Annotated in this window: 25 protein-coding genes and 2 pseudogenes; 25 read left to right on the top strand and 2 right to left on the bottom strand. The window is 42.4% G+C overall.

Translation table 11 applies throughout. The annotated features are described in order from the left end of the window. The first annotated feature begins 3 nt into the window (after positions 1-3). The 15 genes from G573_RS0101675 to G573_RS0101600 all read left to right on the top strand — a co-directional run bounded on the left by G573_RS0101675 (position 4) and on the right by G573_RS0101600 (position 15,606). Complete coding sequence (locus tag G573_RS0101675) at positions 4-1,713, top strand: ABC transporter ATP-binding protein (protein WP_027975099.1); 1,710 nt, start codon at positions 4-6, stop codon at positions 1,711-1,713. Positions 1,714-1,777: 64 nt separating this feature from the next. Next, positions 1,778-2,488, top strand: coding sequence for an SDR family oxidoreductase (locus G573_RS0101670; RefSeq protein WP_027975098.1), 711 nt, complete (start codon positions 1,778-1,780; stop codon positions 2,486-2,488). Between the two features lie 736 nt (positions 2,489-3,224). Further along, positions 3,225-3,842, top strand: coding sequence for a phosphate-starvation-inducible PsiE family protein (locus G573_RS0101665; protein WP_027975097.1), 618 nt, complete (start codon positions 3,225-3,227; stop codon positions 3,840-3,842). 138 nt (positions 3,843-3,980) lie between these two features. After that, positions 3,981-5,330: a glucose-6-phosphate isomerase gene (locus tag G573_RS0101660; RefSeq protein WP_027975096.1), complete on the top strand. Its 1,350-nt coding sequence runs from the start codon at positions 3,981-3,983 to the stop codon at positions 5,328-5,330. Between the two features lie 216 nt (positions 5,331-5,546). Then, entirely contained in the window at positions 5,547-6,347 is an 801-nt protein-coding gene (locus G573_RS0101655) for an SDR family oxidoreductase (protein WP_027975095.1), read from the top strand. A gap of 20 nt (positions 6,348-6,367) precedes the next feature. After that, positions 6,368-8,233, top strand: a complete 1,866-nt coding sequence (locus G573_RS0101650) for a BglG family transcription antiterminator (protein ID WP_027975094.1) — start codon at positions 6,368-6,370, stop codon at positions 8,231-8,233. Continuing rightward, a complete protein-coding gene (locus G573_RS0101645) occupies positions 8,233-8,712 on the top strand; it encodes a transcriptional regulator GutM (protein ID WP_027975093.1) in 480 nt (159 codons plus the stop codon). Before G573_RS0101650 ends, G573_RS0101645 begins: the two co-directional genes overlap by 1 nt. Positions 8,713-9,075: 363 nt before the next feature. Then, complete coding sequence (srlA, locus tag G573_RS0101635) at positions 9,076-9,618, top strand: PTS glucitol/sorbitol transporter subunit IIC (RefSeq protein ID WP_027975092.1); 543 nt, start codon at positions 9,076-9,078, stop codon at positions 9,616-9,618. Positions 9,619-9,738: 120 nt separating this feature from the next. Continuing rightward, positions 9,739-10,743, top strand: a complete 1,005-nt coding sequence (gene srlE, locus G573_RS0101630) for a PTS glucitol/sorbitol transporter subunit IIB (protein ID WP_027975091.1) — start codon at positions 9,739-9,741, stop codon at positions 10,741-10,743. Positions 10,744-10,781: 38 nt separating this feature from the next. Continuing rightward, a complete protein-coding gene (locus G573_RS0101625) occupies positions 10,782-11,147 on the top strand; it encodes a PTS glucitol/sorbitol transporter subunit IIA (protein ID WP_027975090.1) in 366 nt (121 codons plus the stop codon). Between the two features lie 186 nt (positions 11,148-11,333). After that, positions 11,334-11,894 carry a DUF4352 domain-containing protein gene (locus tag G573_RS0101620; protein ID WP_156888784.1) on the top strand — a complete coding sequence of 187 codons (561 nt, stop codon included), beginning with the start codon at positions 11,334-11,336 and terminating at the stop codon, positions 11,892-11,894. 102 nt (positions 11,895-11,996) lie between these two features. Beyond that, positions 11,997-12,695, top strand: a complete 699-nt coding sequence (gene dapD, locus G573_RS0101615) for a 2,3,4,5-tetrahydropyridine-2,6-dicarboxylate N-acetyltransferase (RefSeq protein WP_027975088.1) — start codon at positions 11,997-11,999, stop codon at positions 12,693-12,695. A gap of 187 nt (positions 12,696-12,882) precedes the next feature. Beyond that, positions 12,883-14,016 (top strand): N-acetyldiaminopimelate deacetylase, encoded by a 1,134-nt coding sequence (locus G573_RS0101610; RefSeq protein ID WP_027975087.1) that lies wholly within the window; start codon positions 12,883-12,885, stop codon positions 14,014-14,016. A 395-nt stretch (positions 14,017-14,411) separates the two neighbouring features. Continuing rightward, positions 14,412-14,948, top strand: coding sequence for a 5-formyltetrahydrofolate cyclo-ligase (locus G573_RS0101605; protein WP_027975086.1), 537 nt, complete (start codon positions 14,412-14,414; stop codon positions 14,946-14,948). Next, positions 14,935-15,606 (top strand): rhomboid family intramembrane serine protease, encoded by a 672-nt coding sequence (locus G573_RS0101600; RefSeq protein ID WP_027975085.1) that lies wholly within the window; start codon positions 14,935-14,937, stop codon positions 15,604-15,606. Before G573_RS0101605 ends, G573_RS0101600 begins: the two co-directional genes overlap by 14 nt. A 28-nt stretch (positions 15,607-15,634) precedes the next feature. On the opposite strand, the gene galU is transcribed toward G573_RS0101600, so the two are convergent. Beyond that, positions 15,635-16,555: a UTP--glucose-1-phosphate uridylyltransferase GalU gene (gene galU, locus G573_RS0101595; RefSeq protein ID WP_027975084.1), complete on the bottom strand. Its 921-nt coding sequence runs from the start codon at positions 16,553-16,555 to the stop codon at positions 15,635-15,637. A 4-nt stretch (positions 16,556-16,559) separates the two neighbouring features. Further along, on the bottom strand, positions 16,560-17,576 hold the full coding sequence (locus G573_RS0101590) for an NAD(P)H-dependent glycerol-3-phosphate dehydrogenase (RefSeq protein ID WP_027975083.1): 1,017 nt from the start codon (positions 17,574-17,576) through the stop codon (positions 16,560-16,562). Positions 17,577-17,824: 248 nt separating this feature from the next. Between G573_RS0101590 and G573_RS0101585 the strand changes: the two genes are divergently transcribed. The 10 genes and pseudogenes from G573_RS0101585 (at position 17,825) to G573_RS0101545 (ending at position 26,722) form a co-directional block, all read left to right on the top strand. After that, on the top strand, positions 17,825-18,268 hold the full coding sequence (locus tag G573_RS0101585) for a dUTP diphosphatase (RefSeq protein WP_027975082.1): 444 nt from the start codon (positions 17,825-17,827) through the stop codon (positions 18,266-18,268). Between the two features lie 41 nt (positions 18,269-18,309). Further along, a pseudogene (locus tag G573_RS11200) lies at positions 18,310-18,405 on the top strand (cysteine hydrolase); the annotation flags it as partial. Further along, positions 18,363-19,763, top strand: a complete 1,401-nt coding sequence (gene radA, locus G573_RS0101580) for a DNA repair protein RadA (RefSeq protein ID WP_027975081.1) — start codon at positions 18,363-18,365, stop codon at positions 19,761-19,763. The pseudogene G573_RS11200 and the gene radA, both read left to right, overlap by 43 nt. A gap of 95 nt (positions 19,764-19,858) precedes the next feature. Further along, positions 19,859-20,353, top strand: coding sequence for a beta-class carbonic anhydrase (locus tag G573_RS0101575; protein ID WP_027975080.1), 495 nt, complete (start codon positions 19,859-19,861; stop codon positions 20,351-20,353). 22 nt (positions 20,354-20,375) lie between these two features. Next, a pseudogene (locus G573_RS10815) lies at positions 20,376-20,849 on the top strand (AIM24 family protein); the annotation flags it as partial. Positions 20,850-21,060: 211 nt separating this feature from the next. Continuing rightward, entirely contained in the window at positions 21,061-22,518 is a 1,458-nt protein-coding gene (gene gltX / locus G573_RS0101565) for a glutamate--tRNA ligase (RefSeq protein ID WP_027975079.1), read from the top strand. 234 nt (positions 22,519-22,752) lie between these two features. Next, entirely contained in the window at positions 22,753-23,277 is a 525-nt protein-coding gene (locus G573_RS0101560) for a transcription repressor NadR (protein WP_027975078.1), read from the top strand. A 68-nt stretch (positions 23,278-23,345) separates the two neighbouring features. Next, positions 23,346-23,888, top strand: coding sequence for a hypothetical protein (locus tag G573_RS0101555; RefSeq protein WP_027975077.1), 543 nt, complete (start codon positions 23,346-23,348; stop codon positions 23,886-23,888). A 131-nt stretch (positions 23,889-24,019) separates the two neighbouring features. Further along, complete coding sequence (locus G573_RS0101550) at positions 24,020-25,282, top strand: hypothetical protein (protein WP_027975076.1); 1,263 nt, start codon at positions 24,020-24,022, stop codon at positions 25,280-25,282. 240 nt (positions 25,283-25,522) lie between these two features. After that, positions 25,523-26,722 (top strand): argininosuccinate synthase, encoded by a 1,200-nt coding sequence (locus G573_RS0101545; RefSeq protein WP_027975075.1) that lies wholly within the window; start codon positions 25,523-25,525, stop codon positions 26,720-26,722. Positions 26,723-26,912 lie beyond the last annotated feature (190 nt).

Below are 26,912 nucleotides of genomic sequence, written 5' to 3'. Positions count from 1 at the left end.
ATTATGGCATATAGAGAATTATGGTATTTAATTTATAAAAAAATGCCTAAAGCTTATTTTGTAATTGGTGTTGTTTTAAGTGTTATCAGTACAATCGCTGCTTTATGGCTACCCCAAATGATTAGCCAGCTGCTAAATAGGAAAATCCTAGAAAAGATTTTATCGCATAAATTACTATTAGTGGCGATGCTGGCATTTTTTATCGGAGTCTATATTCTAAGAGGTTTATCCAGTTATTTAGTAGGTCTGAGCGGGAATAGAGCTATGGTCAAACTGCAGCGATACTTTTTTAACCATATTTTAAATCTACCGGTTACTGCTTTGGATAGCTTCCAATCAGGCGATTTATCAAGCAGAATCACCTCTGATATATCTGGTTTGGTTAGAATTGCGACTGTTGTTTTTCCTCAATTATTTCTTAACATACTATCCATTATAGGAGGAGTTGTCTTTCTGTTAAGAATTAACGTGCAGTTAACGTTGGTTAGTTTGTCATTGGTTCCTTTGATAGTCTTTGTATTATGGCCTCTTAATAAAAAATTAGAATATTATTATCAAAAGCATCAGGAATATTTAGGGAAAATTTCTGGCGAAGTCAATCATAAGTTAAATCATATCCGCCTAGTAAAAGCTATGCTTGCTGAAGAAGATGAAAAGAAAGGAATCAGCAGGCTGCTGAATGATTTCATGCTAAACTTCAATAAAGTGTTGATTGTTATCGCTGCTGAATCTTCTTTGATAAGCAGTATGATTTTATTTATTATTGTGGTCTGTCTGCTTGTGGCAGGTGTCGAAGTTTCAAGAGGCAGTATGAGTTTTGCAGCTTTGACGGCTTTTATTTTATATATTACACAAATGATAGAGCCAGTCTCAGATTTATCAGATCTGTTTTCAGAACTAGCCGAAATACGCGGAATCTCTTATAGAATTATGGAAATTTTACATTTAGAAAAAGAGAAAACACTGTCTGACGATAGTAATTTAGAAGGCAGCATTGTTTTTGATAACGTTTCTTTTTCGTATGATAAATCCAAAAAAGCTTTAAACAACGTAAGCTTTAAAATTGATTCCGGGCAGCACATAGCGATTGTAGGTCCCAGTGGTTCTGGGAAGAGCACTGTCTTTTCACTGTTAATGAAATTTTATTCTGATTATCGGGGATCTATCAAAATCGGCGGAAGAGAATTAAAAGAACTCAGTCATTATGAAGCAAGAAAAAACTGCAGTTATGTGTCCCAAGAGAATACGATGCTTCAAGGCACCATTTTAGATAATTTGATGTATGGTAAAAATAAAAAGACCGCTCATTTTAGAATAGGTCGTATATTATCAGATTTAAAGCTGACTGATATGGTTGTTAACTTATCAAAAGGATTAGACACCCCAATTACTGAGACAGGAACTGGCCTATCTGAGGGACAGAAACAGCGGTTAAATATAGCCAGAGGCTTCATGTCTGACAGCAGTATCTATTTACTGGATGAAGTGACTGCCAATCTGGATGTTGAAACGGAATCTTATGTTGTTAAGGCCATTCAAAAATTAGGGAAACATAAAACCATCTTGACAATTGCTCACAGATTGAAAACGATAAAAAATGCTGATGCTATTATGGTCTTAGATGAGAATGGCAGCATCAGTGATATCGGGAAACATTCAGATTTGACTAAGAGAAGTATCTTATATCAGCGTTACCTGCAAGATCTAAATTGATTGTTATCAAATATATTGATTTTATGATAGCGAATGTCTATAGAAATAAAGAGAGGAGTAATCAATGGCAACTAAAAATTTATTATTAATTGGATCAGAAAGTTATGTTTGCCAAGATTTTCTGGAACGATACGGTCATCAATACAATGTTATTGCAGGAATTGATTTTCCTAAAACATCTGAGCGTGTGAAAAATTATTTATCGGTTGATTTTCGCGACGATAATTCATTTGAAAAAATCGAATCTTTTTTGAAAAAGCTGAGTTTAAACTTTTCGCATATTATTTTTGCGTCAGGCATTAATTATATGAACAATGTTTTTAGCGTGACATCTAAAGATTGGGATGCAACATTTAATGTCAATGTCAAGGCAGCCCTATTTTCAATGAAAGCTGTTTACGATTATTTATCAGAAAAAGCTGCAGTCGTTTTTATTGCTTCACAAGAGGGCGTTGTTGCTAACAGCATGCGAGCAGATCATGGGCCTTCTAAAAGCGCCTTAATTCATTTGGCTAAAAATTTATCAGTAGATTATTCCTTGGTAGAGGATAAAGATATTAGAGTCAATGCTATATCGCCCTTCTATATAAAAACAGCTGCCAACAGTGATTTATTAGACTCTTATTTCGGACAGCGTCTGCAAGCTAGGATTCCTTATCAAAAATTTGTTGATTTAGAAGACGTCAGCCATTCCATCCAATTTTTATTAAGTGAGCAGAGCAAGTCAATTAGAGGGCATAATCTCATCTTAGATTACGGCTATACCATTGTGTAACAAAAGTAAGTACTAATTAAGACGCTGACAATTAAATTTTATTAAAATTTAAAAGTGCTGATTGATCCGGCACTTTTCTTTTGCTTTGTCACCCTATCTTTTCCGCTGAATATCAGTTATAATAAAGTAAAGCTTTTTTAGAAAGCGTTTAATTGAACACAGGCTAAAAGCGTCGAGAAAAAGATAGCCTGCCTTATGCGCAAGCGCATGGCGTTAGGCTCCTATTTTCTTCTCGCTTTCTTAACGCCCTTTGCGACACGTCGTTTAGTTGGTCGATCTTACTAACCAAACGACGTTAGCGGGAGAGGCAGCCAAATCACTATGGTGATTGGCGTTTGTTATCAAGTGCAAAGCACTTAGATAACAATCCTCTGCCGTATCTTGTTAATTGAACACGGCTACGACACTGTGCAAAAAGATAAAGACTTCCTAGATGCTAGGCATCTTCGTCAGCTTTCCTATTTTGCTGTGTGTCGCTTACGCCTTTGTATCTTGTTAATTGAACACGAGCTAAAATCCTAGTAAAAAAGATAAACGTCCTTGTGTCTTAGCGACACAGCGTCCGTTTCCTATCTTTATACGGATTTCTTTACGCTCTTAGTATCTTATGTAATTGAACACGGGCTAAAAGCGTCGAGAAAAAGACAGCCTGCCTTATGCGCAAGCGCATGGCGCGAGGCTCCTATTTTCTTCTCGCTTTCTTAACGCCCTTTGTATCTTAATTAAAGGAGGTTCTATGCGAAAGTTTTTACAGGTAAGTTTTTATGAAATGTCATTTTATGTTGAAATCTTGATTTCTTTCATTTTAATGATTGTGCTTGTCATTTCAACATCTTTTTTAGCTGTGGATGTTCTGGGAATTTTTACTTCTCAGAGGTCTATTGAAGACTATCTGCAGAATTTTCTCAATCAGGCCATGAGTATTGCCATCGGCGTGGAGTTAATAAAAATGCTGAGCAAGCATACCTCGGCTACTATCATTGAGGTGCTGCTCTTTGCCATTGCCAGACATGTCGTTATCGATCAGAGCAACAGTCTGAATTCTCTGTGGAGTATCTTAGCCATCGTGGCTCTGTTTGCGACGCGCAAATATCTTTTTACTAATTTTGATGATTCGACCAACATTATTGTCCGGGGAAGTCAGAAGGTTAAGATTGCCAATGTTTTGGCGCGTGTCAATCTGGAAGGTAAAAACGGTGAATTGCTCAGAGATTTTGTCGTACGGCATTTGGAAGCTGAGGAAAAGCATGTCACCATTGGTGCAGCTGTTTATCTGAATGATGTTGCTTTGCGGGTTGACAGTATGAAAGACGGCGTCATTACACGGGTGGAAATCATCAAGTCACTTTCGTAAAGCGACTGAAAATTTCGATCAATTTTCAGAAAGGGAATGATTATCTCTTTTTTGTGAAATCGTACTCAAAATCATTGAAAAAACCCTTACAAAAGAGTATGATAGTAAAGAAACTGAAATTTACAAGGGAGTATGAACATGACACATATTAAATTTGATTATTCTAAAGTATTGGACCAATTCGTAGCACCGCACGAGCTGGACTACCTGCAAATGCATGTGACAGCTGCGGATGCGGCTCTTCGCAATGGTACCGGACCGGGTGCGGAAATGACCGGTTGGCTCAACCTGCCGGAAGATTATGACAAGGAAGAATTTGCCCGCATTCAAAAAGCGGCTGCTAAAATTCAATCTGACAGCGACGTTCTCATTGTCATTGGTATCGGCGGTTCTTACTTAGGAGCGCGTGCAGCCATTGATTTCTTGAACAGTTCATTTGTCAACCTGCAGTCTTCTAAAGACCGCAAAGCACCGCAAATTCTGTATGCCGGAAATTCTATTTCTTCAAACTACCTTGCTGATTTGGTGGATTACGTGGCCGACAAAGATTTCTCAGTCAATGTTATTTCAAAATCTGGTACAACAACAGAACCGGCTATCGCATTCCGTGTTTTCAAAGATCTTTTGGTTAAAAAATACGGCCAAAAAGAAGCCAACAAGCGTATCTATGCGACAACTGACAAAGCTAAAGGGGCTGTTAAGGTTGAAGCAGATGCCAGCGGCTGGGAAACCTTCGTTGTTCCGGACAGTGTCGGCGGACGGTTTACTGTTTTGACACCTGTTGGCCTGCTTCCAATTGCAGCAAGCGGTGCAGATATTACCAAATTGATGGAAGGTGCCAATGCTGCGCGCAAAGACTATTCTTCAGACAAGATTGCTGAAAACGAAGCTTATCAGTATGCTGTGATTCGTAATATTCTTTACAGAAAAGGCTATGTGACAGAAGTTCTGGCTAACTATGAACCAACACTCCAATATTTCAGTGAATGGTGGAAACAATTAGCCGGTGAATCAGAAGGTAAGGACCAAAAAGGAATATATCCGACATCAGCTAACTTCTCAACAGACTTGCACTCACTTGGACAATTTATCCAAGAAGGCTACCGCAACTTATTTGAAACAGTTATCCGTGTGGATAAACCGCGGAAAAACATCTTGGTGCCGGAAGCTGCAGAAGATCTGGACGGTCTTGGCTACCTGCAAGGCAAGGACGTTGACTTTGTTAACAAAAAAGCCACTGACGGTGTGCTTCTTGCCCATACCGACGGCGGAGTGCCAAATACTTATCTGACTATTCCTGAACAAGATGAGTTCACGCTTGGCTATACAATCTATTTCTTTGAACTTGCTATTGCCCTGTCAGGCTACCTCAATGGTGTCAATCCATTTGACCAGCCGGGTGTTGAAGCTTATAAGAAGAATATGTTTGCCCTACTTGGCAAACCGGGATTTGAAGATCTTGGTGCTGAACTCAATAAACGTCTTTAAACAAATAAGAATATACATCAGAGAATCACTCACAGTGGTTCTCTTTTTTTGCCTGATTGAAGACTTTATTTGCTATTGGGACGATTATAGGATTGGACAGTTTTAATTAGTACACTAAATTTTGCTGCTTACAAAAAAAGACTGTCTTAATTATTTTTTGAAAGCGTTTTATAATAAAGGCACAAAAATAATTAAAACAGTAAAGGAGTCACCAAAATGACAGATTGGCTAAGTATTGCAGGTAAAACTGTCGTTGTCACAGGAGCCTCATCCGGGATTGGCCGGGCAGTTGTTGAAGAATTACTCGCCTTAGACGTCAATGTCGCCAATTTTGATATTGCCGACAACGATCTTAAGCATGACCATCTTTTGTTTCAAAAGGTGGATGTCACTTCCCGTGAGCAAGTAGAAGCTGCTGTAGCAGCAACGATTGAAAGATTTGGAACCGTTGATGCCGTTGTTAATAATGCAGGCATTAACATTCCGCGGCTGTTAATTGACCCTAAAGCCCCTCATGGCAAGTACGAACTGGATGATGCTGTTTTCGATAAGATCACGACGATCAATCAAAAAGGCCTTTATCTGGTCAGTCAGGCTGTCGGCCGGGTGCTTGTTGATAAGAAAGAAGGCGTTATTATCAATATGGCCTCAGAAGCAGGACTTGAGGGTTCTGAAGGTCAGAGTGCTTATGCGGCTACCAAAGCGGCGGTTTACAGCTATACCCGCTCATGGGCTAAAGAACTGGGCAAACACAATGTTCGTGTCGTTGGAGTAGCTCCCGGCATTATGGAAGCAACTGGTTTGAGAACGCTTGCCTATGAAGAAGCACTCGGTTATACTAGAGGCAAAACGGTTGAAGAGATTCGTGCGGGCTATGCGTCGACAAGCACAACCCCACTTGGTCGCAGCGGTAAGCTGAGCGAAGTGGCTGATCTTGTGGCTTATCTCCTTTCTGAGCGTTCCAGTTATATTACTGGCGTGACCATCAATGTGGCCGGAGGTAAGACACGCGGATAAAAATTATAGGATGGTAAAAGGTGGCATTAGTTAATCGTTGGTATCGTATCTTAGATACCTTAATAGCACAGCACAGCGTCACTTTAGAAGATCTGCGGGCAGATCTTAATGTCAGCATGCACACCTTGCAAAAGAGTATTGAGCAGCTTAATGACCTATTAGACGCTGACATTCAAATTAGGCAGAGAGGCAATCAGCTCTTTCTTGAAGTTTATGATTATGCCAGGCTTGAGGATATTATGGCAGGAAGTCTCAGAAAAGAAAGCGACTTTAATTCTGCCAGCAAGCGCTGCTCTTATCTGATCAAACAGCTGATAAGAAGCACCTCGCCCCTTCTTATTGATGATTTGGCTGAATCAATCGGTGTCAGCCGAACGACAATCAATAAGGACTTAAAGCAGGTTAAGAGTTTAGCCAAGGGCTATCACATTCATATTGTAGGCAAGCCCAATCACGGTTTGGAGATTGTTGGTGAAGAACTAAATCTGCGGCTCTTTTATATCCATTATGTCTACTCTTATTTTGATTCGGATACGCTGACAGATGAGACGCTTGATTTTTTGGAAAACTTATATAGCGACTTTAAGATTCCCAGAAAAACACAGGAGCTGCTGACCAAGGTCGTCTCTATCACGATAGCGCGTATCAAGCGGGGCAAACCGCTGGAAGATTTTATCAAGTATTATACAAACGAAGTTAAGCAGTCGTCGTTTGTCGAAGCGCTGATTTATCATATTGCAATGGCTTATCAGATTTCGCTGAGTCAGTATGAACAAGATTTTCTGGTCTTTCCGCTGAATACACAGTTTATTGACGGCTTAACTTATACGCAGACGCATATCAAAGATTTACAGGCTCTCTATCAGCGCCTGGTTAAGCGTATCAAGGAGACCTTGCTGCTTAGTTTTGATGAAGAACGCTTGTTTGTGGAAATCCATACCCACTTAAAATTTTTAATTAACCGGCTTATTTTTCGGGTTCAGATCAATGATATTTTCCACGGAGAAATTCAGCAGAAATACCCTCTAGCATTTGAAATGGCTAAGGTTGCCGGAGAAGAGCTGAAAAGCCACTTCGGCTATCAGCTGGAGCAGTCAGAAATGAGCTATCTGGCCCTTTATTTTGAAATGATTTTACACGAAAATGAGCCTGCTTCTGATGGGAAGAAACGCAAAATTGCTGTTGTCTGTACGACAGGCAGAGGGACAGCAAACATGATTTATCGGCAGCTGATGCGGGTGCTTGGGCATGACATCGAAATTGTTCAGTATTCAGAAGAAGCTTTTAATCCCAGAGCAGATGACGACTATTTTGCCATCTTTACGACAGTTCCGCTGAAATTCAGCAACCTGAAATCGCCTGTTATTCATATCACCAATTTATTTGATGACCAATGGCTGCGCGAAGAATGGCAGCGGGTCAAGCACTATCATCAAAAGAACCTCAAGACGATTAATCTGCAGTTTGTCAGACTGTTAAATTCCGCAAGCTACAAAGATTATTTGAAGCAGATGGCAGACCTTTTAGGGGCTAACCAATTAGTGGACAGTGACTTTAGCCGGCGCATTTTAGAGCGGGAAGAAAAGCAGTCAACAGTCTTTGGCAACGGCATTGCCTTTCCCCACACGGTCAATCAGACACAAGGGAAAACCATTTTAATGCTGGGTCTGCTGGAAAATGGTCTTAGGGTTAACAATGAGCTGGTGGAATTTGTCTTTTTGGTAGCTATTCCTCAAGAAGTTGAATCGCAAATGGAAAGCGAATTGTTAGAACTCTATGATGATATTTTCAGAATTGCCGGTGATGATGATCTAAAAGATGACTTGAGAAAGGTAAAAACGCAAGCCGATTTTATTGCTTTAACCAGACAGAAAGGAATTTTCTAATGAATGCTATGATTGTTTTTGGAAGCATAGTGCTTGCTGCCTATGCCTTGCAGATCATGTTTGGCTTGAGACAGATTAAGCATTTCAACCACGTTTATGCCGCCTTGCGGCGTCAGGGACGTGTAGCCATAGGCCGCAGAGCCGGTAGGGTGAAATCAGGCACGATTGTCATGTTTGCTCTTGATAAAAAAGGCCGTGTTTTAGATGCACGGAAAATGCAGGGCGTGACCGTAGCCGCCCGTTTTAAAAAGATGCCTTCCTATATCGGAGAGGACATCCATTATTTTGACAGCTATAATCCCTTGGTGCGTCAGGAAAATAAGCTGCTGCAGATCGCGATTGAAGATGCCAGAGAAGTCTTTCTAAGAACAGAGGCCGGCGTTTACAAAGATGTGCCTAAGGCTGCGCCTTTGGTTGATATTGGCCTGCACGCCAAGATGCTCTTGGCTCGTCTTAAGTTGCAATTTAAAAAATCATAATTGAACACGCCTACGACTCTGTGGAAAAAGAAAAAGTTTCCTAGATGGACACAGCATCTTCGTCAACTTTCCTATTTTCCTTTGAGTCGCTTAACGGCTTAGTATCTTGGTTAATTGAACACGGGCTAAAAGCGTCGAGAAAAAGACAGCCTGCCTTATGCGCAAAGCGCATGGCGTCAGTCTCCTATTTTCTTCTCGCTTTCTTCACGCCCTTAGCGACACTTCGCTTGGTTAGTCGATTTTACTAACCAAGCGAAGTTAGCGGGAGAGGTAGCCAAATCACTATAGTGATTGGCGTTTGTTATCAAGTGCGAAGCACTTAGATAACAAGCCTCTACCGTATCTTAATAAAAGGAGTTTGTTATGAAGTATATTACAAAATTTGCTGAAGGTTTCATGAAACTGTTCCAAGCCGGCGGTGACAATTTTATCAGCTGGATGTCAGGGATTGTTCCGGTAGTCTTGATGCTTTTGGTAGCCATGAATGCGCTGATTGCTTTGCTGGGAGAAGAACGAGTCAATAGACTGGCTCAGATTTCTGCTAAGAATCCAGTCAGCCGCTACATGATTTTGCCCTTTATTTCAGCCTTCATGCTGGGGAATCCGATGGCTATCAGCATGGGACGCTTTATGCCGGAATATTATAAACCAAGCTACATAGCGTCACAAATGCAGTTCTGCCATACCTCAAACGGGGTCTTCCCTCATATTAATCCGGGTGAATTATTTGTCTGGATGGGAATCGCCTCAGGGATAAAGACACTGGGTCTCAGCCAAATGGATCTGGCTATCCGCTATTTGCTGGTTGGTTTGATTATGAACTTTATCGGCGGCTGGGTAACCGACCTCACAACCGCTTGGGTCTGCAAACAGCAGGGAGTGACTTTAAGCAAGACTCTTGATTGATAGATCAGACAGAGTTTTTTAGCTTTAGTTTTAGACAACTGTAAGGAGCTGGGCTGCGGTGAGAAGTAAAAAAATTCCGCAGAATCAGTTAAGCTTAATGAATTGAAAGAGAGAAGCCTTATGACATACAGAAGCATTAAAGTTGTAAAAGGAAGCGGCGGTTTTGGCGGACCGCTGACCATCACACCGACAGAAGAAAAACACAAGTTTATTTACATCACAGGCGGCGGCGAAAAGCCGGAAATCGTTGATAAAATCGTTGAATTGACAGGGATGGAAGCTGTTAACGGCTTTAAAACTTCTATTCCGGATGAAGAAATAGCTCTTGCCATTGTGGATTGCGGCGGCACCCTTCGCTGCGGCATTTATCCTAAAAAAGGCATACCGACCATTAATATTGTAGCGACTGGGAAAAGCGGACCTCTGGCACAATATATTACAGAAGATATTTATGTATCGGCCGTAGGTCCTGAACAAATCACTGCTGCCCAAGCTAGCGATGAAGCCGCTGCTCAGGGACAGTCTCAGCCGGCAGAACCCAAAGTTCAGACGGAAAGTTATGACACCAGTAAGAAAATTACGGAGCAGCGCGCTGAAAGCAGCTTCATCGCCCGTATCGGTATGGGAGCCGGTAAAGTGGTTGCCGTCTTCAATCAGGCAGCGCGTGATGCCATTCAAACCATGCTGAACACCATTCTGCCTTTTATGGCTTTTGTATCCCTGTTAATCGGTGTTATCCAAGGCTCCGGTATTGGCAATTGGATTGCTAAGCTGATGATTCCGCTGGCAGGTAATATCTGGGGATTGATACTCATTGGCTTTATCTGTTCACTTCCTTTCTTGTCACCATTACTTGGCCCCGGTGCTGTTATTTCACAAATCATTGGAACCCTTATCGGTGTTGAAATCGGCAAAGGAACCATTCCGCCGCAAATGGCTCTTCCAGCTTTATTTGCCATCAATACGCAAAACGGCTGTGACTTCATTCCGGTTGCCCTAGGGTTATCAGAAGCCGATGCTGAAACAGTAGAAGTGGGTGTACCATCCGTGCTTTATTCACGTTTCTTAAACGGTGTACCAAGAGTTATTGTGGCATGGCTGGCAAGCTTTGGTTTATATCAATAAAAAGAGTATAATAGCAATAAAAAGGAAGTGAGAGAAAAATGACTAAAATTTTTGAAGCCAAGGTCCTTAAAGTCGGTCCTGAGGCAGCTGGCATGATTAAGGATGCCAACATGCTGATTCTCTTTGGCGAAGAAGCTCCGGAAGATTTGGCAGAGTACTGCTACAAGATTGACAATAAAGACTTATCGGGAACGATAGCAGCAGGCGGCCGGCTGGTTATTGATCATCAAGAATTCCCGATTACCGCAGTCGGTGATGTCGTTGAAAAGAATTTAAAAAATCTGGGCCATATTACCATCTCCTTTGATGGTTCAAGCGAAGGCTCGCTCCCGGGAACCCTCCATGTTCAGGCAAGCAATCCCGCCGTCCTGGGAGCCGGCTCGATCATTCAGCTGTTCAGCTAAAGACAAGTTTCTTCAAAACAATCTGACCTAGTTTTGGAAATCTAAAAGACAAGACCAAGCGTTATAAAAGACCTCTTTAGGAGGTTTTTTATTTTGTGTGTAAATATTCTGTTACAGTATTGACATTGTATAGAGATAAACATATAATGATTTTGTAAAGGCTTTCAAAACAGGAGGATGGAAATAATGAAAAAAAGTTCTGCAAAGCATTTGGTAGCAACTATGATAGGAGCTGGAGTTCTATCGATGTCTATAATGTTAGGAGAATTTACACCACTGTATCCAAAGAATACTGACTACATTTCATCTGCAGTAGTTCACGCAAAAACAAAAAAGAGAAAAGTTTACAAAAAAGGTCAGCTTGTGAAAGTTGGTAAAGTAGAATATACAATCAATTCTGTAACAACAAGCACTAATGTAGGCGGTGAATTTGGTGATAATGCTTCTGGGACGTTCCTTATTTTAAATGTTACAATTACCAATAAAGGTACGGAACCATTAACTATTTCTGATGACTTTTTTACTTTGATGAAAGGTAAAACCAGTTATTCTGCAGATTCATCTGCAGGTGTTTTTGCAAATGAAGATGCAAACTTTTTATATTCTGAATTGAACCCAGAGAACTCAATGTCTGGAAATATTGTTTTTGATATTACTCCAGAGACTGCCAGTGATCCAAAACTTATGGTTAAGGTCCAAACAGGTATTTGGGGAACTCAAACGGCCAAAATTTATGTTAATCAGTAATATTTAGATCTCGTTTCGGGGTCTTTTTTATATGCCTCTAGCAAAACTATAATTTTCTGCTATAATAATAACTAACTACTTTTGAATTTGGAGAAATCATATATGACTGCACAAAAAATGTCAGCGCAAGAAATTATTGCGTTTATTGGAAATGCTGAAAAGAAGACTAATGTCAAGGTAACTTTTGAAGGGGAGCTGGCTGGAGCTGTGCCTGATTCTGTTGTCAAATTGGGGAATGTTCTTTTTGGTGACTGGAAAGATGTTGAGCCTTTGCTGGCAAAACTGACTGAAAATAAGGACTATGTCGTTGAGCAAGACGGCCGCAATTCAGCGGTTCCTTTGCTTGATAAGCGTCATATCAATGCCCGCATTGAACCGGGAGCAATCATTCGTGACCAGGTTACTATTGAGGACAATGCTGTTGTTATGATGGGAGCTGTTATCAATATCGGTGCTGAAATTGGTGAAGGAACGATGATTGACATGGGTGCTATTCTTGGCGGACGTGCAACTGTCGGCAAAAACAGTCATATCGGTGCCGGAGCTGTTCTTGCCGGTGTCATTGAGCCTGCTTCAGCAGATCCTGTTCGCATCGGAGACAATGTTTTGGTTGGTGCCAATGCCGTTATTATTGAGGGAGTGCAAGTAGGCAGCGGTTCAGTTGTGGCAGCCGGAGCGATTGTTACTCAGGATGTTCCCGAAAATGTTGTGGTAGCAGGTGTTCCTGCCCGTGTCATCAAAGAAATTGATGCACAGACACAGCAAAAAACAGCACTTGAAGATGCTCTGCGCAACCTCTAAAGATTCTAGCTGCTTGATTTGCCAGCAATTGTGATTGGTCTAAGGACAGTTATGCAGCGTTTATCTTTCATGAAATGAAGGTACTGCTGCTCATTTGGTGTTGGTATTTCTGCTTATTGATCAAAGAGGTTTTTCATATAAAAATAAAGCTTGTGTTTGCCACAGGCTTTTCTTGAAAGGACTAAAGATGATACTTGACCTTATTAAAATTCGCCGTGATTTGCATCAGATTCCGGAAATCGGTCTGGAAGAAGTTAAGACGCAGGCTTATCTCCTTGAGCGGATTGGTGAGATAACTGCCGGAAAAGATTTTGCAGAACAGCGCACTTGGCGCACGGGAATTTTAGTCTTCTTAAAGGGCTCGGCACCTGAGAAAACCGTTGGCTGGCGTACAGATATTGACGCTCTGCCTGTGACAGAAGAGACAGGACTTGCCTTTGCCAGCACCCATGAAGGCCGGATGCACGCCTGCGGCCATGATATGCACATGACAGTTGCTCTGGGGCTTTTAAATGAACTTGTAAAAACTCAGCCTAAAAATAATCTTCTCTTTCTTTTTCAGCCGGCAGAAGAAAATGAGGCCGGCGGTATGCTCATGTATGAAGACCATGCTTTTGGTACTTGGGAGCCTGATGAATTTTACGGCTTGCATGTTCGTCCTGACTTTAAGGTCGGAGATATTGCGACCAATAGGGGAACTTTGTTTGCCGGAACATGCGAGGTTTTTATCACTTTCAAAGGCAAAGGCGGACATGCGGCCTTTCCGCATGAGGCTAATGATGCTTTAGTGGCAGCTTCTTACTTTGTGACGCAGGTACAGACCATTGTTAGCCGTAATGTTGACCCGATTGAAGGCGGTGTTGTCACTTTTGGTTCTATGCATGCCGGTACAACCAACAATGTCATTGCTGAGACGGCGGCCCTGCACGGGACTATTCGCACCTTAACGCAGGAGATGAGCCTGTTGATTCAAAAGCGCGTACGTGAAATAGCAGAAGGTCTTGCAGCTTCTTTTGGCCTAGATGTCGATGTGGTTTTAAAACAGGGCGGCTATCTGCCGGTCGAAAATGATCCCAAGCTTGCTCAAAATCTCATGACCTACTTTGAACAAGCAGAGGGAGTTCATTTGATTGACTGCCCGCCGGCTATGACAGGGGAAGATTTTGGTTATCTGCTCCACAAGATTCCCGGTGTGATGTTCTGGCTAGGAGTTGATACACCTTATGCCCTGCACCACCCCAAAATGAGTCCTAAAGAAGAAGCTCTGCCGTTTGCTGTTGAAAAAATCAGCGGTTTCTTAAAGACAAGAGCTGAAGAATAATAAAAAAAGCTTTCCTGATGTTCAGTTTATGGACTGATATAAGGAGAGCTTTTTTATTATAAATTTCTAATATAAACTGTTATGAAAAAGGGAAGAGCACCAGCTTTCGCTGATGCTCTAGGAGATTTATGAAAAAGGGGAAATAAATTAGGAAAGTTTATCTCCCCAACCACTTGGGGAAGTGGTTGTTTTAGGATGATTAGATTATATAAGACAAACCTTAAAGAAACCTTAAACTAAAATTTTTATTTTATTAAAAGCAAAAAGACTGATTCTATCAGATTTACAGGCTGAGAGAAACAAAAATTTTGAATTCGTTCTCTTAAGTTGTTGGGGCTGCTTGTTGGTCTGAGTTAATAATAGGAAAAATGATTTAATCGTGTTATTATATTAGCATGACAAAAAAAGAACTAAGAGCTCAGATGATAGAGCATCTAAAAAAGCAGGATAAGGCTGTTAAGGCTCAAAGAGACAGGGAGCTGTTCCATAGGTTTATTGGACTTGAGTCCTATCAAAAAGCTCAGACTTTAGCAACCTATCTGGCTTTTCCGTTTGAATTTGATACATCCTTGCTGCTTGAACAGGCACAAAAAGATGGAAAACAAGTAGTGATTCCAAAGGTCTATGGCCAAGGGAAAATGGTTTTTGTTTCCTATGATGCTGCTGATTTAAAAACCAGCACGTTTGGTCTTAAGGAGCCCAGAAGCAATCAGGCTGTTGATAAGTCGCTGATTGATCTTATCCATGTTCCGGGACTTGCTTTTAATCATGACGGTTATCGTCTTGGTTTCGGCGGCGGCTATTATGACCGCTATCTGGCTGACTTTACAGGCAGTACGGTCAGTACCGTCTACCCTTTTCAGACGCTTGCTTTTGAACCCAGTCAATTTGATATTCCAGTGAAAGAGGTATTACGATATGGAGAGCTTTAAAAAATATCCTGCAACCTTATTTTTATTAGTGCTGACAACGCTGGTTTTTCTGGCTATGCAGATCGTTTATTTCGGTCAGGCAACGGAAACTCTTGCAGTCTTTAATTTTGGCGGTATGTACGGTGATGTGGTGGTTCAGATGCCCAGCCAGCTCTGGCGGTTAATAACTCCGATTTTTGTCCACATTGGCTGGGAACATTTTTTATTTAACAGTCTGACACTGTACTTTGTAGGCCAGCTGGCCGAGAGCATCTGGGGTTCTGGAAAATTTCTGCTTCTTTATCTTTTATCTGGGATAATGGGAAATATTTTCACCCTCTTCTTTACTCCAAGTGTGGTAGCAGCCGGTGCTTCGACATCTTTATTTGGCTTATTTGGTGCTATTGTGATCTTGGGCTATTTCGGCCATAATCCTTTTTTAAAACAGCTGGGACGTAATTATCAGGCCTTGATTGCCATTAATCTGCTTTTTAATCTCTTTATGCCCAGCGTGAGCATTGCCGGCCATTTGGGCGGAATTATTGGCGGACTGGTTTCCGCTATTATTCTGCCCAGTCGGACAGAAAAAGGTGCTTTTAAGCCCGGTCAGCGTTTCCTGGCTCTCCTGCTTTATTTAGGCCTTGCTCTGGGCCTGCTGTTTTTGGGCTTCCATCGCTGATGTTCGTAAAGATAAAAAGAACTCGAGGTTACTTCGAGTTCTTTTGTTTATTTTCTTTATCTAATTCTTTACCGAGGTTAATAATATAAGACTTCAGTTCATCTTTTACTTGAGGGTGCTTCAAGGCGTAATCAATTGAGGTCTTCATGAAGCCGAATTTATCGCCGACATCATAGCGTTTGCCGGTGAATTCACGCGCGAAAACGCGCTGCGTTTTGTTCAGGGTATCAATAGCATCCGTCAGCTGAACTTCATTGCCGGCACCGGGTTTTTGCGTTTCCAGAATGGTAAAGATTTCAGGAGTCAGCAAATAGCGGCCGATAATAGCCAAATCGCTGGGAGCCTCTTCAGGGGCAGGTTTTTCAACGAAGGTATCAACGCTGTAAAGGCCATTTACTCCTTCGCCCTGCGGAGCGATGACTCCGTAAGCAGAAACCTCATCGTGCGGCACCGGCATAACAGCAATGGTTGAAGCATGGGTGTGGTCGTAGTCGTTAATCAGCTGGCGTGTCAAAGGAACGGCCTGCTCATCTGTAATATCCATGAGATCATCACCCAGCATCACAACAAAGGGTTCATTTCCAACAAAGGCCTTGGCCTGCAAAACAGCATCACCAAGTCCGCGCGGATGGCTCTGACGAATGAAATGCAAGTTAATAGCAGTCGTGTCATTGACGAGCTTGAGAAGGTCTGTTTTTCCTTTTTGTTCAAGGTTGTATTCCAGTTCAAAGTTGGAATCAAAGTGGTCTTCAATAGAACGTTTTGATTTACCGGTAACAACCAAAATATCCTCAATGCCTGATTTTAAGGCTTCTTCCACGATAAACTGAATAGTTGGCTTATCAACGATGGGCAGCATTTCTTTGGCAAGTGCTTTGGTGGCCGGCAGGAAACGTGTTCCCAGACCTGCTGCGGGGATAACTGCTTTTCTCACTTTTTTATTTGGCATACGACTAACTCCATTCATTTTCTGCTTTGAATTCGTTGGACATCATTGACGTGATGGCTTCCTTGATGTTTCTGCCTTCATAGATGGATTGATAAATGGCACTGGTAATAGGCATGTAGACATCAAGTTCCTTGGCAAGTTCATAGGCAACTTTGGTAGTTGAAATACCTTCAATGACCATTCCCATATTTTTTTCAATGTCTTCTAATTTTTCACCGCGGCCCAAAGCGTCTCCTGCACGCCAGTTACGCGAATGGATTGAAGTTCCGGTAACAATTAAGTCACCGACACCCGAAAGACCGCTGTAGGTCAGCGGATCGGCACCTAATTTTACTCCCAGCCGGGTAATTTCGGCTAGGCCGCGCGTAATGACGGCTGCCTTGGCATTGTCACCATATCCCATGCCGTGCAGTGCTCCGGCTCCGACGGCAATAATGTTCTTGAGGGCGCCGGCGGTTTCGACACCGATGACATCCGGATTGGTATAGAGACGGAAGTAGTTGTTGCTGAAAAGCTTTTGCACGTATTTAGCAGCTTCTAAATCTTTTGACGCTGCTGTTATCAGGGTAATATCGCGAACAATGGTCTCTTCAGCATGGCTGGGACCGGAGACAACGACGATATCGCTGCGGAGTTCAGCTGGAATTTCTTCTTCGAGAATGACAGATAAACGCTCATGCGTTCCCGGCTCCAATCCTTTGGATGCATGCATGATAATGACCTTGTGGTCAAGCAGCTCTGCCACTTGCTTGGCAACTAGACGAGTGACCTTTGTGGGTACGACAAAAAGGATAGCATCAACATCCTTCAGGGCTTCTTTTAATTCTTTGTAGGCTTTAATCTTATCATCTAAAACCACATCTTTGAAATACCGTTTGTTGGTGTGATGTTCGTTAATTTCATCAATTTGCTCAGGGATATTGCCCCAGATACGAACCTCATGACCGTTGTCATTAAGGACTTGCGATAAGGCAGTTCCCCATGACCCGGGGCCCAATACGGCAATTTTTTGTCTCATCATTTTTCTCCTATATTTCATGGAAAGTTAACCTCATTATATCATAAAGCTAATTCATTTGTCTTTACTTAGTTGAAAGGAAATCATTATTCTTTGCATCCCTGCTGAAGCGCTGCCAGAAAATCAGCTTATATGGGTGACAGGGATTTTACTTTTGTTTTGCGAATAAATCATTTATAATAGAAGAAATTGAGAAACATTATTATCATTTAGTCTTATGTTTATCACTAAAAAGGCTTAAGGAGTGCCCAATGAAAGTTCGCGGATTTGAATTAATTTCTGACTATAAGGATAAAGACCTGCTGCCCAAACGAGAAACAGCTCATGCAGCCGGCTACGATTTAAAGGTGGCAGAGAGAACGGAGATTCCGGCTGGAGCAATCGTTCTGGTGCCGACAGGGGTTAAGGCCTATATGCAGGCTGGTGAGGTACTTTATCTGTATGACCGCTCATCCAACCCACGCAAAAAGGGCTTGGTGCTGATCAATTCGGTTGGCGTTATTGACGGAGACTATTATAACAATCCTAACAATGAGGGGCATATCTTTGCTCAGATGCAAAATATCACGAATGAGTCAGTTGTCTTAGAAGCCGGAGAACGTATCGTACAAGGTGTCTTTATGCCTTTTCTGGTAGCAGATGATGACGAAGCAAAGGGCACCCGAACCGGCGGCTTTGGCAGCACAGGAAAGTAAGAAATGGCTGATTATTTGCTGGTTATTGATATGCAGACGGACTAGCCTGTCTTGGTGTCATAAACAAGAAAAAATTTCAAAAAACACTGCAGCAATGGCAGGCTGCTGGAATAGCAAGGAAAGGAGAACAATCATAGCTAAGAAAAAAACGACTTTTGTCTGTCAGGAGTGCGGTTATAATTCGCCTAAATATTTAGGCCGCTGTCCAAACTGCAGCAGCTGGTCTTCCTTTGTTGAAGAAGTAGAAGTTGCTGAGGTAAAAAATGCGCGTGTATCTCTGACAGGCGAAAAAACAAAACCGGTTAAGCTCAATCAAGTAACTTCCAATCAAGTTGCAAGAATCAAAACAGAAATGAGTGAATTCAACCGCGTCTTAGGCGGCGGTGTTGTGCCGGGCAGTCTTGTACTTATCGGAGGGGATCCCGGAATCGGGAAATCAACCCTGCTTTTGCAGGTATCTACTCAGTTGGCCAATAAGGGATGTGTTCTCTATGTCTCAGGAGAAGAATCAGCTGAGCAAATCAAGCTGCGCAGTGAGCGTCTGGGAGATATTGACAATGAATTTTACCTCTATGCTGAGACTAATATGCAGGCTATTCGAGCTCAGATTGAGCAGATCAAACCGGATTTCCTGATCATTGATTCTATTCAGACCATTATGAGTCCGGAAATTTCCAGTGTTCAAGGGTCTGTCAGTCAGGTTCGTGAGGTAACTGCAGAGCTGATGCAGCTGGCTAAGACCAATAATATCGCTACCTTTATCGTCGGTCATGTGACCAAGGAAGGTACTCTGGCCGGCCCCAGAATGCTGGAGCACATGGTAGATACGGTTCTTTATTTTGAAGGGGAGCGTCAGCATACCTTTCGTATTTTGCGGGCGGTTAAAAACCGCTTTGGCTCTACCAATGAAATCGGCATTTTTGAAATGAGAGCAAGCGGTCTTGTTGAAGTGCTCAACCCCAGTCAGGTTTTTTTGGAAGAGCGCTTAGATGGGGCGACAGGCTCGGCTATTGTTGTCACTATGGAAGGGACAAGACCGATTCTGGCTGAGGTGCAGGCCTTAGTAACACCGACTGTATTTGGCAATGCTAAGCGCACGACAACCGGCCTTGATTTTAACCGTGTCAGCCTGATCATGGCTGTTTTGGAAAAGCGCTGCGGACTTCTCTTGCAAAATCAGGATGCTTATCTCAAATCTGCCGGCGGTGTCCGCTTAGATGAGCCGGCTATTGACTTGGCGGTTGCGGTAGCTATTGCCTCGAGCTATAAGGAAAAACCGACCAATCCTCAGGAATGCTATATTGGTGAAATTGGGCTGACAGGTGAAATCCGCCGGGTCAATCGCATTGAACAGCGCATCAATGAAGCTGCAAAACTCGGCTTTACTAAAATTTATGTTCCCCAAAATGCTTTGACAGGCCTGACCACTCCTCAGAACATTGAGGTCATTGGTGTTACCACTGTCAGCCAAGTGCTGAAAAAAGTATTTGGCTGATTTGGCAGTGACAAGCTATCCCAAAAATGGTATGATACAGCCTAGGCTAGTTGCCTTAAAGACTTATTTGACTGACTTGAAGCAAAGGAGTAACAATGTCTTATTTTGAGAATTTTTTAAAAGCTAACCAAGCTTATGTTGACTTGCATGGGACAGACCATCTGCCCATTAAGCCCAAAACCCATGTTGCCATTATAACCTGTATGGATGCCCGCCTGCATGTGGCTCCGGCTTTAGGCTTGGCTCTCGGCGATGCACATATTCTGCGCAATGCCGGCGGCCGTGTGACAGATGATGTCATCCGCTCCTTGGTTATCTCTGAGCAGCAGCTGGGAACAAGTGAAATTGTTGTTCTGCACCATACTGACTGTGGGGCTCAGACCTTTACAAATGAAGAGTTTGCGCAGCAGCTGCAGCAGGATTTGAAAGTTGATGTGTCAGATTATGATTTTTTACCTTTTACCGATATTGAAGACAGTGTGCGAGAAGACATGGCTCTTTTGCGAAATTCTCCCTTAATTCCTGAGAGTATCACTATTTCAGGGGCTGTTTATGATGTGGATACAGGCAGAGTTACAGAAGTTAAATAAAAGCGGGGGTAACCCCACTTTTAATGCTGATGACGGCAAACTCGCTTTAGCGCCTTCTATGCCCGGGCAGGTCATTGCTCTGGAATTGGGTGAAAAACAGTACCGCCTCAATGACGGCGCCTTTCTTGCCTTAGATGGGTCTGCCCAGTATAAGATGGAAGCTCAGAGTATCGGCCGAGCTATTTTTGGCGGCCAAGGAGGATTCTTTGTCATGACAACGCAAGGTCGGGGTACTCTTTTGGTAAATAGTTTTGGTTCCATTAAAAAGCTTGAGCTGCGGGGAGAGACAATTACGATAGATAATGCTCATGTGGTGGCTTGGAGCCGTGACTTAGACTATGACATCCATTTGGAAAATGGCTTCATGCAATCCATTGGCACGGGTGAAGGTGTTGTCAATAGCTTCCGCGGAACCGGCGAAGTCTATGTTCAAAGTCTCAATTTGCAGCAGTTTGCCGGTGTTCTGCAGAATTTCATAACAAGCAGCAAGGGCTAAGCCCTCCTGACAGGAGATAAAATTCCTTTTGTTTACCAAAAGGGATTTTTTTCGCCCAAATCTTGAGGATGTGCTATAATAGAAACGATTGATTTTTATAGGCACAGTAAAAAAGCATAGAGACGGGCTTCCCATGAATAATTGAAGGGGATTTTTGCTAAGTTTTCCGTCTTGCAGATAGCCTGTGCCATCTAAATAATAGGAGAGAGAAATGGCAAACAAGATTCGTGTGCGCTATGCACCAAGTCCTACAGGATTATTGCACATTGGAAATGCGCGGACAGCGCTCTTTAACTACCTTTATGCCCGTCATTACGGCGGTGATTTTATTATCCGTATTGAGGATACGGACCGCAAACGCCATGTTGAAGACGGCGAACGCTCACAGCTGGAAAATTTACGCTGGCTGGGAATTGACTGGGATGAAAGCCCGGAAACGCATGAAAATTACCGTCAGTCAGAACGTTTGGAACTGTATCAAAAATACATTAATCAGCTTTTGGAGCAAGGTAAGGCCTATAAATCTTATGTGACTGAGGAAGAATTGGCCACAGAGCGTGAACGCCAAGAGGCTGCGGGTGAAACGCCCCGTTATATCAATGAATTCCTTGGCATGTCAGAAGAAGAAAAGACTGCCTACATTGCAGAACGCGAAGCTGCAGGGATTGTTCCGACCGTTCGTCTGGCAGTTAATGAATCCGGTATTTATAAATGGCATGACATGGTCAAAGGCGATATCGAATTTGAAGGCAGTAACATTGGCGGCGACTGGGTCATCCAAAAGAAAGATGGTTATCCGACCTACAATTTTGCAGTTGTAGTGGATGATCACCTGATGGAAATTTCTCATGTTATCCGCGGAGATGACCATATTGCTAATACCCCTAAACAGCTCATGGTTTACGAAGCACTCGGCTGGCAGCCGCCGGAATTTGGGCACATGACGCTGATTATCAATTCTGAAACGGGTAAGAAGCTTTCAAAACGGGACACAGATACGCTTCAATTTATCGAAGACTATCGTCAAAAAGGCTACCTGCCGGATGCCGTTTTCAACTTTATTGCCTTGCTGGGCTGGAATCCCGGCGGTGAAAACGAAATCTTTTCTCATGACGAATTGATTGAGCTCTTTGATGAAAAACGCCTTAGCAAGTCTCCGGCCGCTTTTGATCAGAAAAAGCTGGATTGGATGAGCAATGAATACATTAAGCATGCTGACTTTGCTATTGTTTTTGCGATGGCAAAACCTTATTTGCAGGCAGCTGGCCGTTTGACGGACAAAGCTGAAAAAATGGTCGAACTTTACCAGCCGCAAATGAAATCTATCGATGAAATTGTACCGCTGACGGATCTTTTCTTTGAAGATTTTCCGGAGTTGACAGATCAAGCCAAAGAATTCATGACCGGTGATACGGTGCCGACAGTTCTTGAAGCGTTCAAGGCTAAATTAGAAGCCATGCCAGACGAAGACTTTCAGTCTGAAAATATTTTCCCGCAAATTAAGGCTGTTCAAAAAGAGACCGGTATTAAGGGTAAAAATCTCTTCATGCCGATCCGAATCGCTGTTTCTGGCGAAATGCACGGCCCGGAATTACCGGATACTATCTATCTGCTCGGCAAAGAAAAATCAATTGAACATCTGACTTCTATGCTGGAAAAGATTAAATAAAATGTTTGCTGACAGGCTGACTTGCTTTTGCCTTGCGGCAAACGAAAAGCCGGTAATTATTGCACAAAATATAATAAGAATGGGGCTGAGCTGCTTTTGCTCAGTCCCTGTTTTCTTGAAAAAACAGAGCAAGTCCCCTGTTTAAAGGGCTGCCGCTAACAACAATTAACAGGATTTGATATAATGAAAGTAAGTAGACATCAGAAAACTTATTGCTAAAACCAGAGGTGACGAATGAAAGCTAAGGAGCGCCGTCAGGCTATTTTAGAAAAATTAGAAAAAACAGAGCAGCCGCTTTCTGCCGGCCGTTTGGCTGAAGAACTGGGGGTCAGCCGGCAGATTATTGTAGGCGATGTGGCTCTTTTAAGGGCTGAAAGCCACGATATTATGGCAACCCATCGGGGTTATCTTTTGGCTGAGCGTTTGCAGGTTCCTAAATCGTATTATCATGGGAAACTGGCCTGTAAGCACAGTGCTAAGGAGGTGCGTCTGGAATTAGAGACAATCGTCCAAAATGGCGGAAAAGTACTGGATGTTGAAGTAGAGCACCCTATTTATGGAATGATTACAGCTCCTTTGAATATTGACAGTCAGGATGAGGTAGACTATTTTATGGATAAGCTGTCTCGCTATCACGGAACCTTACTAAGCAGTCTGACAGGAGGCATTCACCTCCATAGGATATCCTGCCGAGACAAGGAAACATTTGAAAAGATTTTTCAAAATCTCAAAAAAGAGGGGCTGGTATTCGAAGATTAGATATGTGTCTTGACACATGTAAAGATATGGTGTAAACTTAAATCAATACGAATGATTAAGGAGTTATCATGTCTGCTTCCCCCATCTCGAAACAACGTATCCAAAAGCTGACCCTGTCTGCGGTGCTGATCGCTTTTGCTGTCTTGATTCCGCTGGTCATGCCTGTTAAGGTGATTATCGGGCCCGCCTCATTTACCTTGGCCAGCCATGTTCCAGTTTTTCTTGCTGTATTTATATCACCGGGAGTTGCTATTGCTGTTGCTCTGGGAGCCGGATTTGGCTTTTTTATGGCTGGATTTCCTTTTGTTATTGTTATGCGCGCCTTCTCTCATCTGCTTTTTGCTGTGGTTGGTGCCTATCTGATTCAAAAACATCCTGATTTTCTGCTTAACTGGCGAAAAACGCTGTTTTTGGCATTGGGGCTCAATGCTATCCATGGTCTGGCTGAATTTTTGGTGGTTTTGATGCTGACAGTCTCCGGTTCTGTGCCTATGTCTTATTGGCTGACTTTAATTGTGTTAATCGGAATCGGGTCTGTCATTCATGGGCTGATTGATTTTTATTTGGCCTATTATTGCTGGAAATTTCTCAAGACAGCAAAAAGTATTTAAAAAACGATTAGGCAGTTCTGTCATTTGATTGCAGGGCTGCTGGTTTTTGTAAACCTGTGTTAAAATTTAGGGAAGCATTGAAAAAAGCCCTTGATTATAGTACAATAAAGGAAAAAAGTGAAGGAGACACCATGGCAGAAGAATTTAATAATGGAAATGTTCCAGAAAACAATGCCCCTGAAAATCCAGCCGGAGGGGCTCCTGTACCGGAAAACCAAATGGCTCAGCCGCAGGATCCCAAGCCAGCAGAGCAATCTGTACCAGAGCAAACGTTAGGAGAAGCCGCAGCTCAGCAAGAAGCTCAAGGTCAGCCGCAAACGCCTGCAGGAGCAGCGGAATCTGCAGCGCCTCAGCAAGAGTACGTTCAGCAGGCTCAGCCAAGCTTTGAACAGCCGGTTGTTCCTCCAACTGTTAATCCTGCATTTCAAAGTGCTCCAGCTCGTAAAGAACTGATTGTTCTCCCGATTATTTCATTTGTTGTTTCGGCGATTACCCTTCTTCTAGCTTGGTTGGCACCGCTTCCGATTATTTATGTCATTATTGCTTTCTTAGCACTTATCTATGCTGTTGTCAGCTTGATTGTCAATCTTAAACGCAAAAAAGTTTTATCTATTATTGCTGTTGTGCTGGCATCGGTAGTCTTTTTAGCCAGCGGTGCTGCTGTCTTTGTCCGTCAGCCTAAGGATGATCAGGTTAAAACTGAAAAGCAAGAGAAGAAAAAGGATAAAGATGAAGATATAGATGACGAAGACATTGATGACGACGAAGATGAGGACAAAGAAGACAGTACTGATATTCAAGACTATATTGCAAGCAGTTCTGATTATGAGTACAAATGGACTGAGTCTAAGTTTGGAGATTTAGAATTTTCCGGCTATTCTAATAAGGAAGGATCCACGGTCAAGTCTGTTCTTAAGAAATTCGGCAAGGCTTCAGATGCTACCATTAATGATGATACTCTGACTTTGAGATATGAAGGAAACAACGACGATGAAAGAGTGCGGCTTTCCTTTGAAAAGCAATACAATGGTAAGTTTATTCTTTCAAGCGGAACAATGTATTACAATTCACCAAAAGTTAAAACAACTTCAAGAGGTTCATACAAGTCTAATTGGACGCAAGGAGATGTTGACGCCTTAACTGTCGGTGACAGAGAAACTGGTTCAGGCGGTGCGAAATTAGATGATATCATCAAAAAGCACGGCAATCCTGTCGAAGCAAGAGCGATGATAACAAACTATGGCCGAGGTGTCAGAAAGTCCTTAAAGGTTCTCTACAGTGATTACTCCGGCTCTGATAAATCTAAACTGTCTTTCGTATCGCTGGAATTTGCAGAACAATCCAATGGTGATTATTTATTAATTTATAAGTATCCGAAAGGATCGAATAATTGATTTATCATAAGGATGAAAAAGGTTGGAACAAAGATTCCGGCCTTTTTCTTTGCTGTACCCTTATTCACAGTAGATAGCTCAGCTCTTATTTTATGCTTCATTTGGGACATTAAATGGCAAAAAAATACATAAAAATAAATATTTTTCGAAAATATACTTGACTTTTGAATAAATATGCAATATAATAAAGTCATTCTTTGAATAATTAATCAAAATTCAAAATAGAAAAGAGTTTGTTTTATGTCAAAAGAAAAAGTTATCTTAGCCTATTCAGGCGGTCTTGATACGTCGGTTGCTATTACCTGGCTGAAAAAAGATTACGATGTTGTTGCTGTTTGTATGGATGTCGGTGAGGGTAAGGACTTAGCCTTTATTCATGATAAGGCTCTTAAAGTCGGTGCTGTTGAGTCCTACGTCCTTGATGTCAAGGATGAATTTGCTGAGGAATATGTGCTACCGGCTTTGCAGGCTCATGCTTATTACGAACAAAAATACCCATTAGTTTCTGCTCTCAGCCGTCCGATTATTTCTAAAAAGTTAGTTGAAATTGCTCACCAAACAGGAGCAACGACGATTGCTCACGGCTGTACCGGCAAGGGAAATGACCAGGTACGTTTTGAAGTCGCTATCGCAGCTCTTGATCCTAAATTAAAGGTTATCGCTCCGGTTCGTGAGTGGAAGTGGTCGCGTGAAGAGGAAATTAACTATGCCAAAGAAAACGGCGTTCCTGTTCCGGCAGACCTTGATAATCCTTATTCAGTGGATCAAAATCTTTGGGGACGGGCTAACGAGTGCGGTGTCCTTGAAAATCCTTGGAATGAAGCCCCGGAAGATGCTTTTGGGATTACAAGTTCTGTTGAAGAAGCTCCCGATACACCGGAATATGTGGAAATTGAATTTAAGGCCGGCAAACCAGTCGCACTTGATGGCACAGAAATGAAGCTGGCTGATTTAATCCAAAAACTCAATAATTTAGCCGGCAAACACGGTGTTGGACGGATCGACCACGTGGAAAACCGTCTGGTGGGCATCAAGTCGCGTGAAATTTATGAATGTCCCGGTGCTATTACCCTCTTGACAGCTCATAAAGAAATTGAAGATTTGACCTTAGTGCGTGAGGTATCTCATTTCAAACCGATCCTTGAAAATGAACTATCCAATCTCATCTACAATGCTTTGTGGTTTAATCCGGCGACACAAGCTATTATTGCTTATATCAACGAAACACAAAAAGCTGTTAATGGGACCGCCAAAGTCAAACTTTACAAAGGTTCTGCTAAGGTCGTTGCACGGAAATCACCAAATTCACTGTATGATGAAAATCTGGCAACCTACACGTCTGCTGATACCTTTGATCAGGATGCAGCGGTTGGTTTCATTAAACTTTGGGGGCTGCCAACGAAAGTGAATGCTGAAGTGGCCAATCAAAACAAGCAATAAAAGGGTTTGAGTGATTTGTTATCATGAAAAGCGCATGCAATTATTTAGAAAATATTATCAGATAAAAGGACACAGTGATATCCATCTGAAACTCTTTTCTACCCACTCGTAAGTGTAAACAGAGAGTTACACCGAGCTTAAATAAACCTGTCCGCAGAGAGGCAGGATTTAAGAAGATAAGTGCAGTGAC

The sequence above is a fragment of the Streptococcus devriesei DSM 19639 genome (genome assembly GCF_000423725.1).
Classification (GTDB): Bacteria; Bacillota; Bacilli; order Lactobacillales; family Streptococcaceae; genus Streptococcus; species Streptococcus devriesei.
Note: the sequence above shows the minus strand (reverse complement) of the source record. Positions and strands in the feature narration are given on the sequence as shown.

Coding starts and splice junctions, on each gene's coding strand:
- G573_RS0101610 (WP_027975087.1), top strand. CDS start 12,883: ATGATACTTGACCTTATTAAAATTCGCCGTGATTTGCATCAGATTCCG.
- G573_RS0101655 (WP_027975095.1), top strand. CDS start 5,547: ATGACAGATTGGCTAAGTATTGCAGGTAAAACTGTCGTTGTCACAGGA.
- G573_RS0101605 (WP_027975086.1), top strand. CDS start 14,412: ATGACAAAAAAAGAACTAAGAGCTCAGATGATAGAGCATCTAAAAAAG.
- G573_RS0101665 (WP_027975097.1), top strand. CDS start 3,225: ATGCGAAAGTTTTTACAGGTAAGTTTTTATGAAATGTCATTTTATGTT.
- dapD (WP_027975088.1), top strand. CDS start 11,997: ATGACTGCACAAAAAATGTCAGCGCAAGAAATTATTGCGTTTATTGGA.
- G573_RS0101645 (WP_027975093.1), top strand. CDS start 8,233: ATGAATGCTATGATTGTTTTTGGAAGCATAGTGCTTGCTGCCTATGCC.
- G573_RS0101550 (WP_027975076.1), top strand. CDS start 24,020: ATGGCAGAAGAATTTAATAATGGAAATGTTCCAGAAAACAATGCCCCT.
- G573_RS0101670 (WP_027975098.1), top strand. CDS start 1,778: ATGGCAACTAAAAATTTATTATTAATTGGATCAGAAAGTTATGTTTGC.
- G573_RS0101585 (WP_027975082.1), top strand. CDS start 17,825: ATGAAAGTTCGCGGATTTGAATTAATTTCTGACTATAAGGATAAAGAC.
- radA (WP_027975081.1), top strand. CDS start 18,363: ATGGCAGGCTGCTGGAATAGCAAGGAAAGGAGAACAATCATAGCTAAG.
- G573_RS0101575 (WP_027975080.1), top strand. CDS start 19,859: ATGTCTTATTTTGAGAATTTTTTAAAAGCTAACCAAGCTTATGTTGAC.
- G573_RS0101620 (WP_156888784.1), top strand. CDS start 11,334: ATGAAAAAAAGTTCTGCAAAGCATTTGGTAGCAACTATGATAGGAGCT.
- galU (WP_027975084.1), bottom strand. CDS start 16,555: ATGCCAAATAAAAAAGTGAGAAAAGCAGTTATCCCCGCAGCAGGTCTG.
- srlA (WP_027975092.1), top strand. CDS start 9,076: ATGAAGTATATTACAAAATTTGCTGAAGGTTTCATGAAACTGTTCCAA.
- G573_RS0101560 (WP_027975078.1), top strand. CDS start 22,753: ATGAAAGCTAAGGAGCGCCGTCAGGCTATTTTAGAAAAATTAGAAAAA.
- G573_RS0101660 (WP_027975096.1), top strand. CDS start 3,981: ATGACACATATTAAATTTGATTATTCTAAAGTATTGGACCAATTCGTA.
- gltX (WP_027975079.1), top strand. CDS start 21,061: ATGGCAAACAAGATTCGTGTGCGCTATGCACCAAGTCCTACAGGATTA.
- G573_RS0101545 (WP_027975075.1), top strand. CDS start 25,523: ATGTCAAAAGAAAAAGTTATCTTAGCCTATTCAGGCGGTCTTGATACG.
- G573_RS0101675 (WP_027975099.1), top strand. CDS start 4: ATGGCATATAGAGAATTATGGTATTTAATTTATAAAAAAATGCCTAAA.
- G573_RS0101625 (WP_027975090.1), top strand. CDS start 10,782: ATGACTAAAATTTTTGAAGCCAAGGTCCTTAAAGTCGGTCCTGAGGCA.
- G573_RS0101600 (WP_027975085.1), top strand. CDS start 14,935: ATGGAGAGCTTTAAAAAATATCCTGCAACCTTATTTTTATTAGTGCTG.
- G573_RS0101555 (WP_027975077.1), top strand. CDS start 23,346: ATGTCTGCTTCCCCCATCTCGAAACAACGTATCCAAAAGCTGACCCTG.
- srlE (WP_027975091.1), top strand. CDS start 9,739: ATGACATACAGAAGCATTAAAGTTGTAAAAGGAAGCGGCGGTTTTGGC.
- G573_RS0101590 (WP_027975083.1), bottom strand. CDS start 17,576: ATGATGAGACAAAAAATTGCCGTATTGGGCCCCGGGTCATGGGGAACT.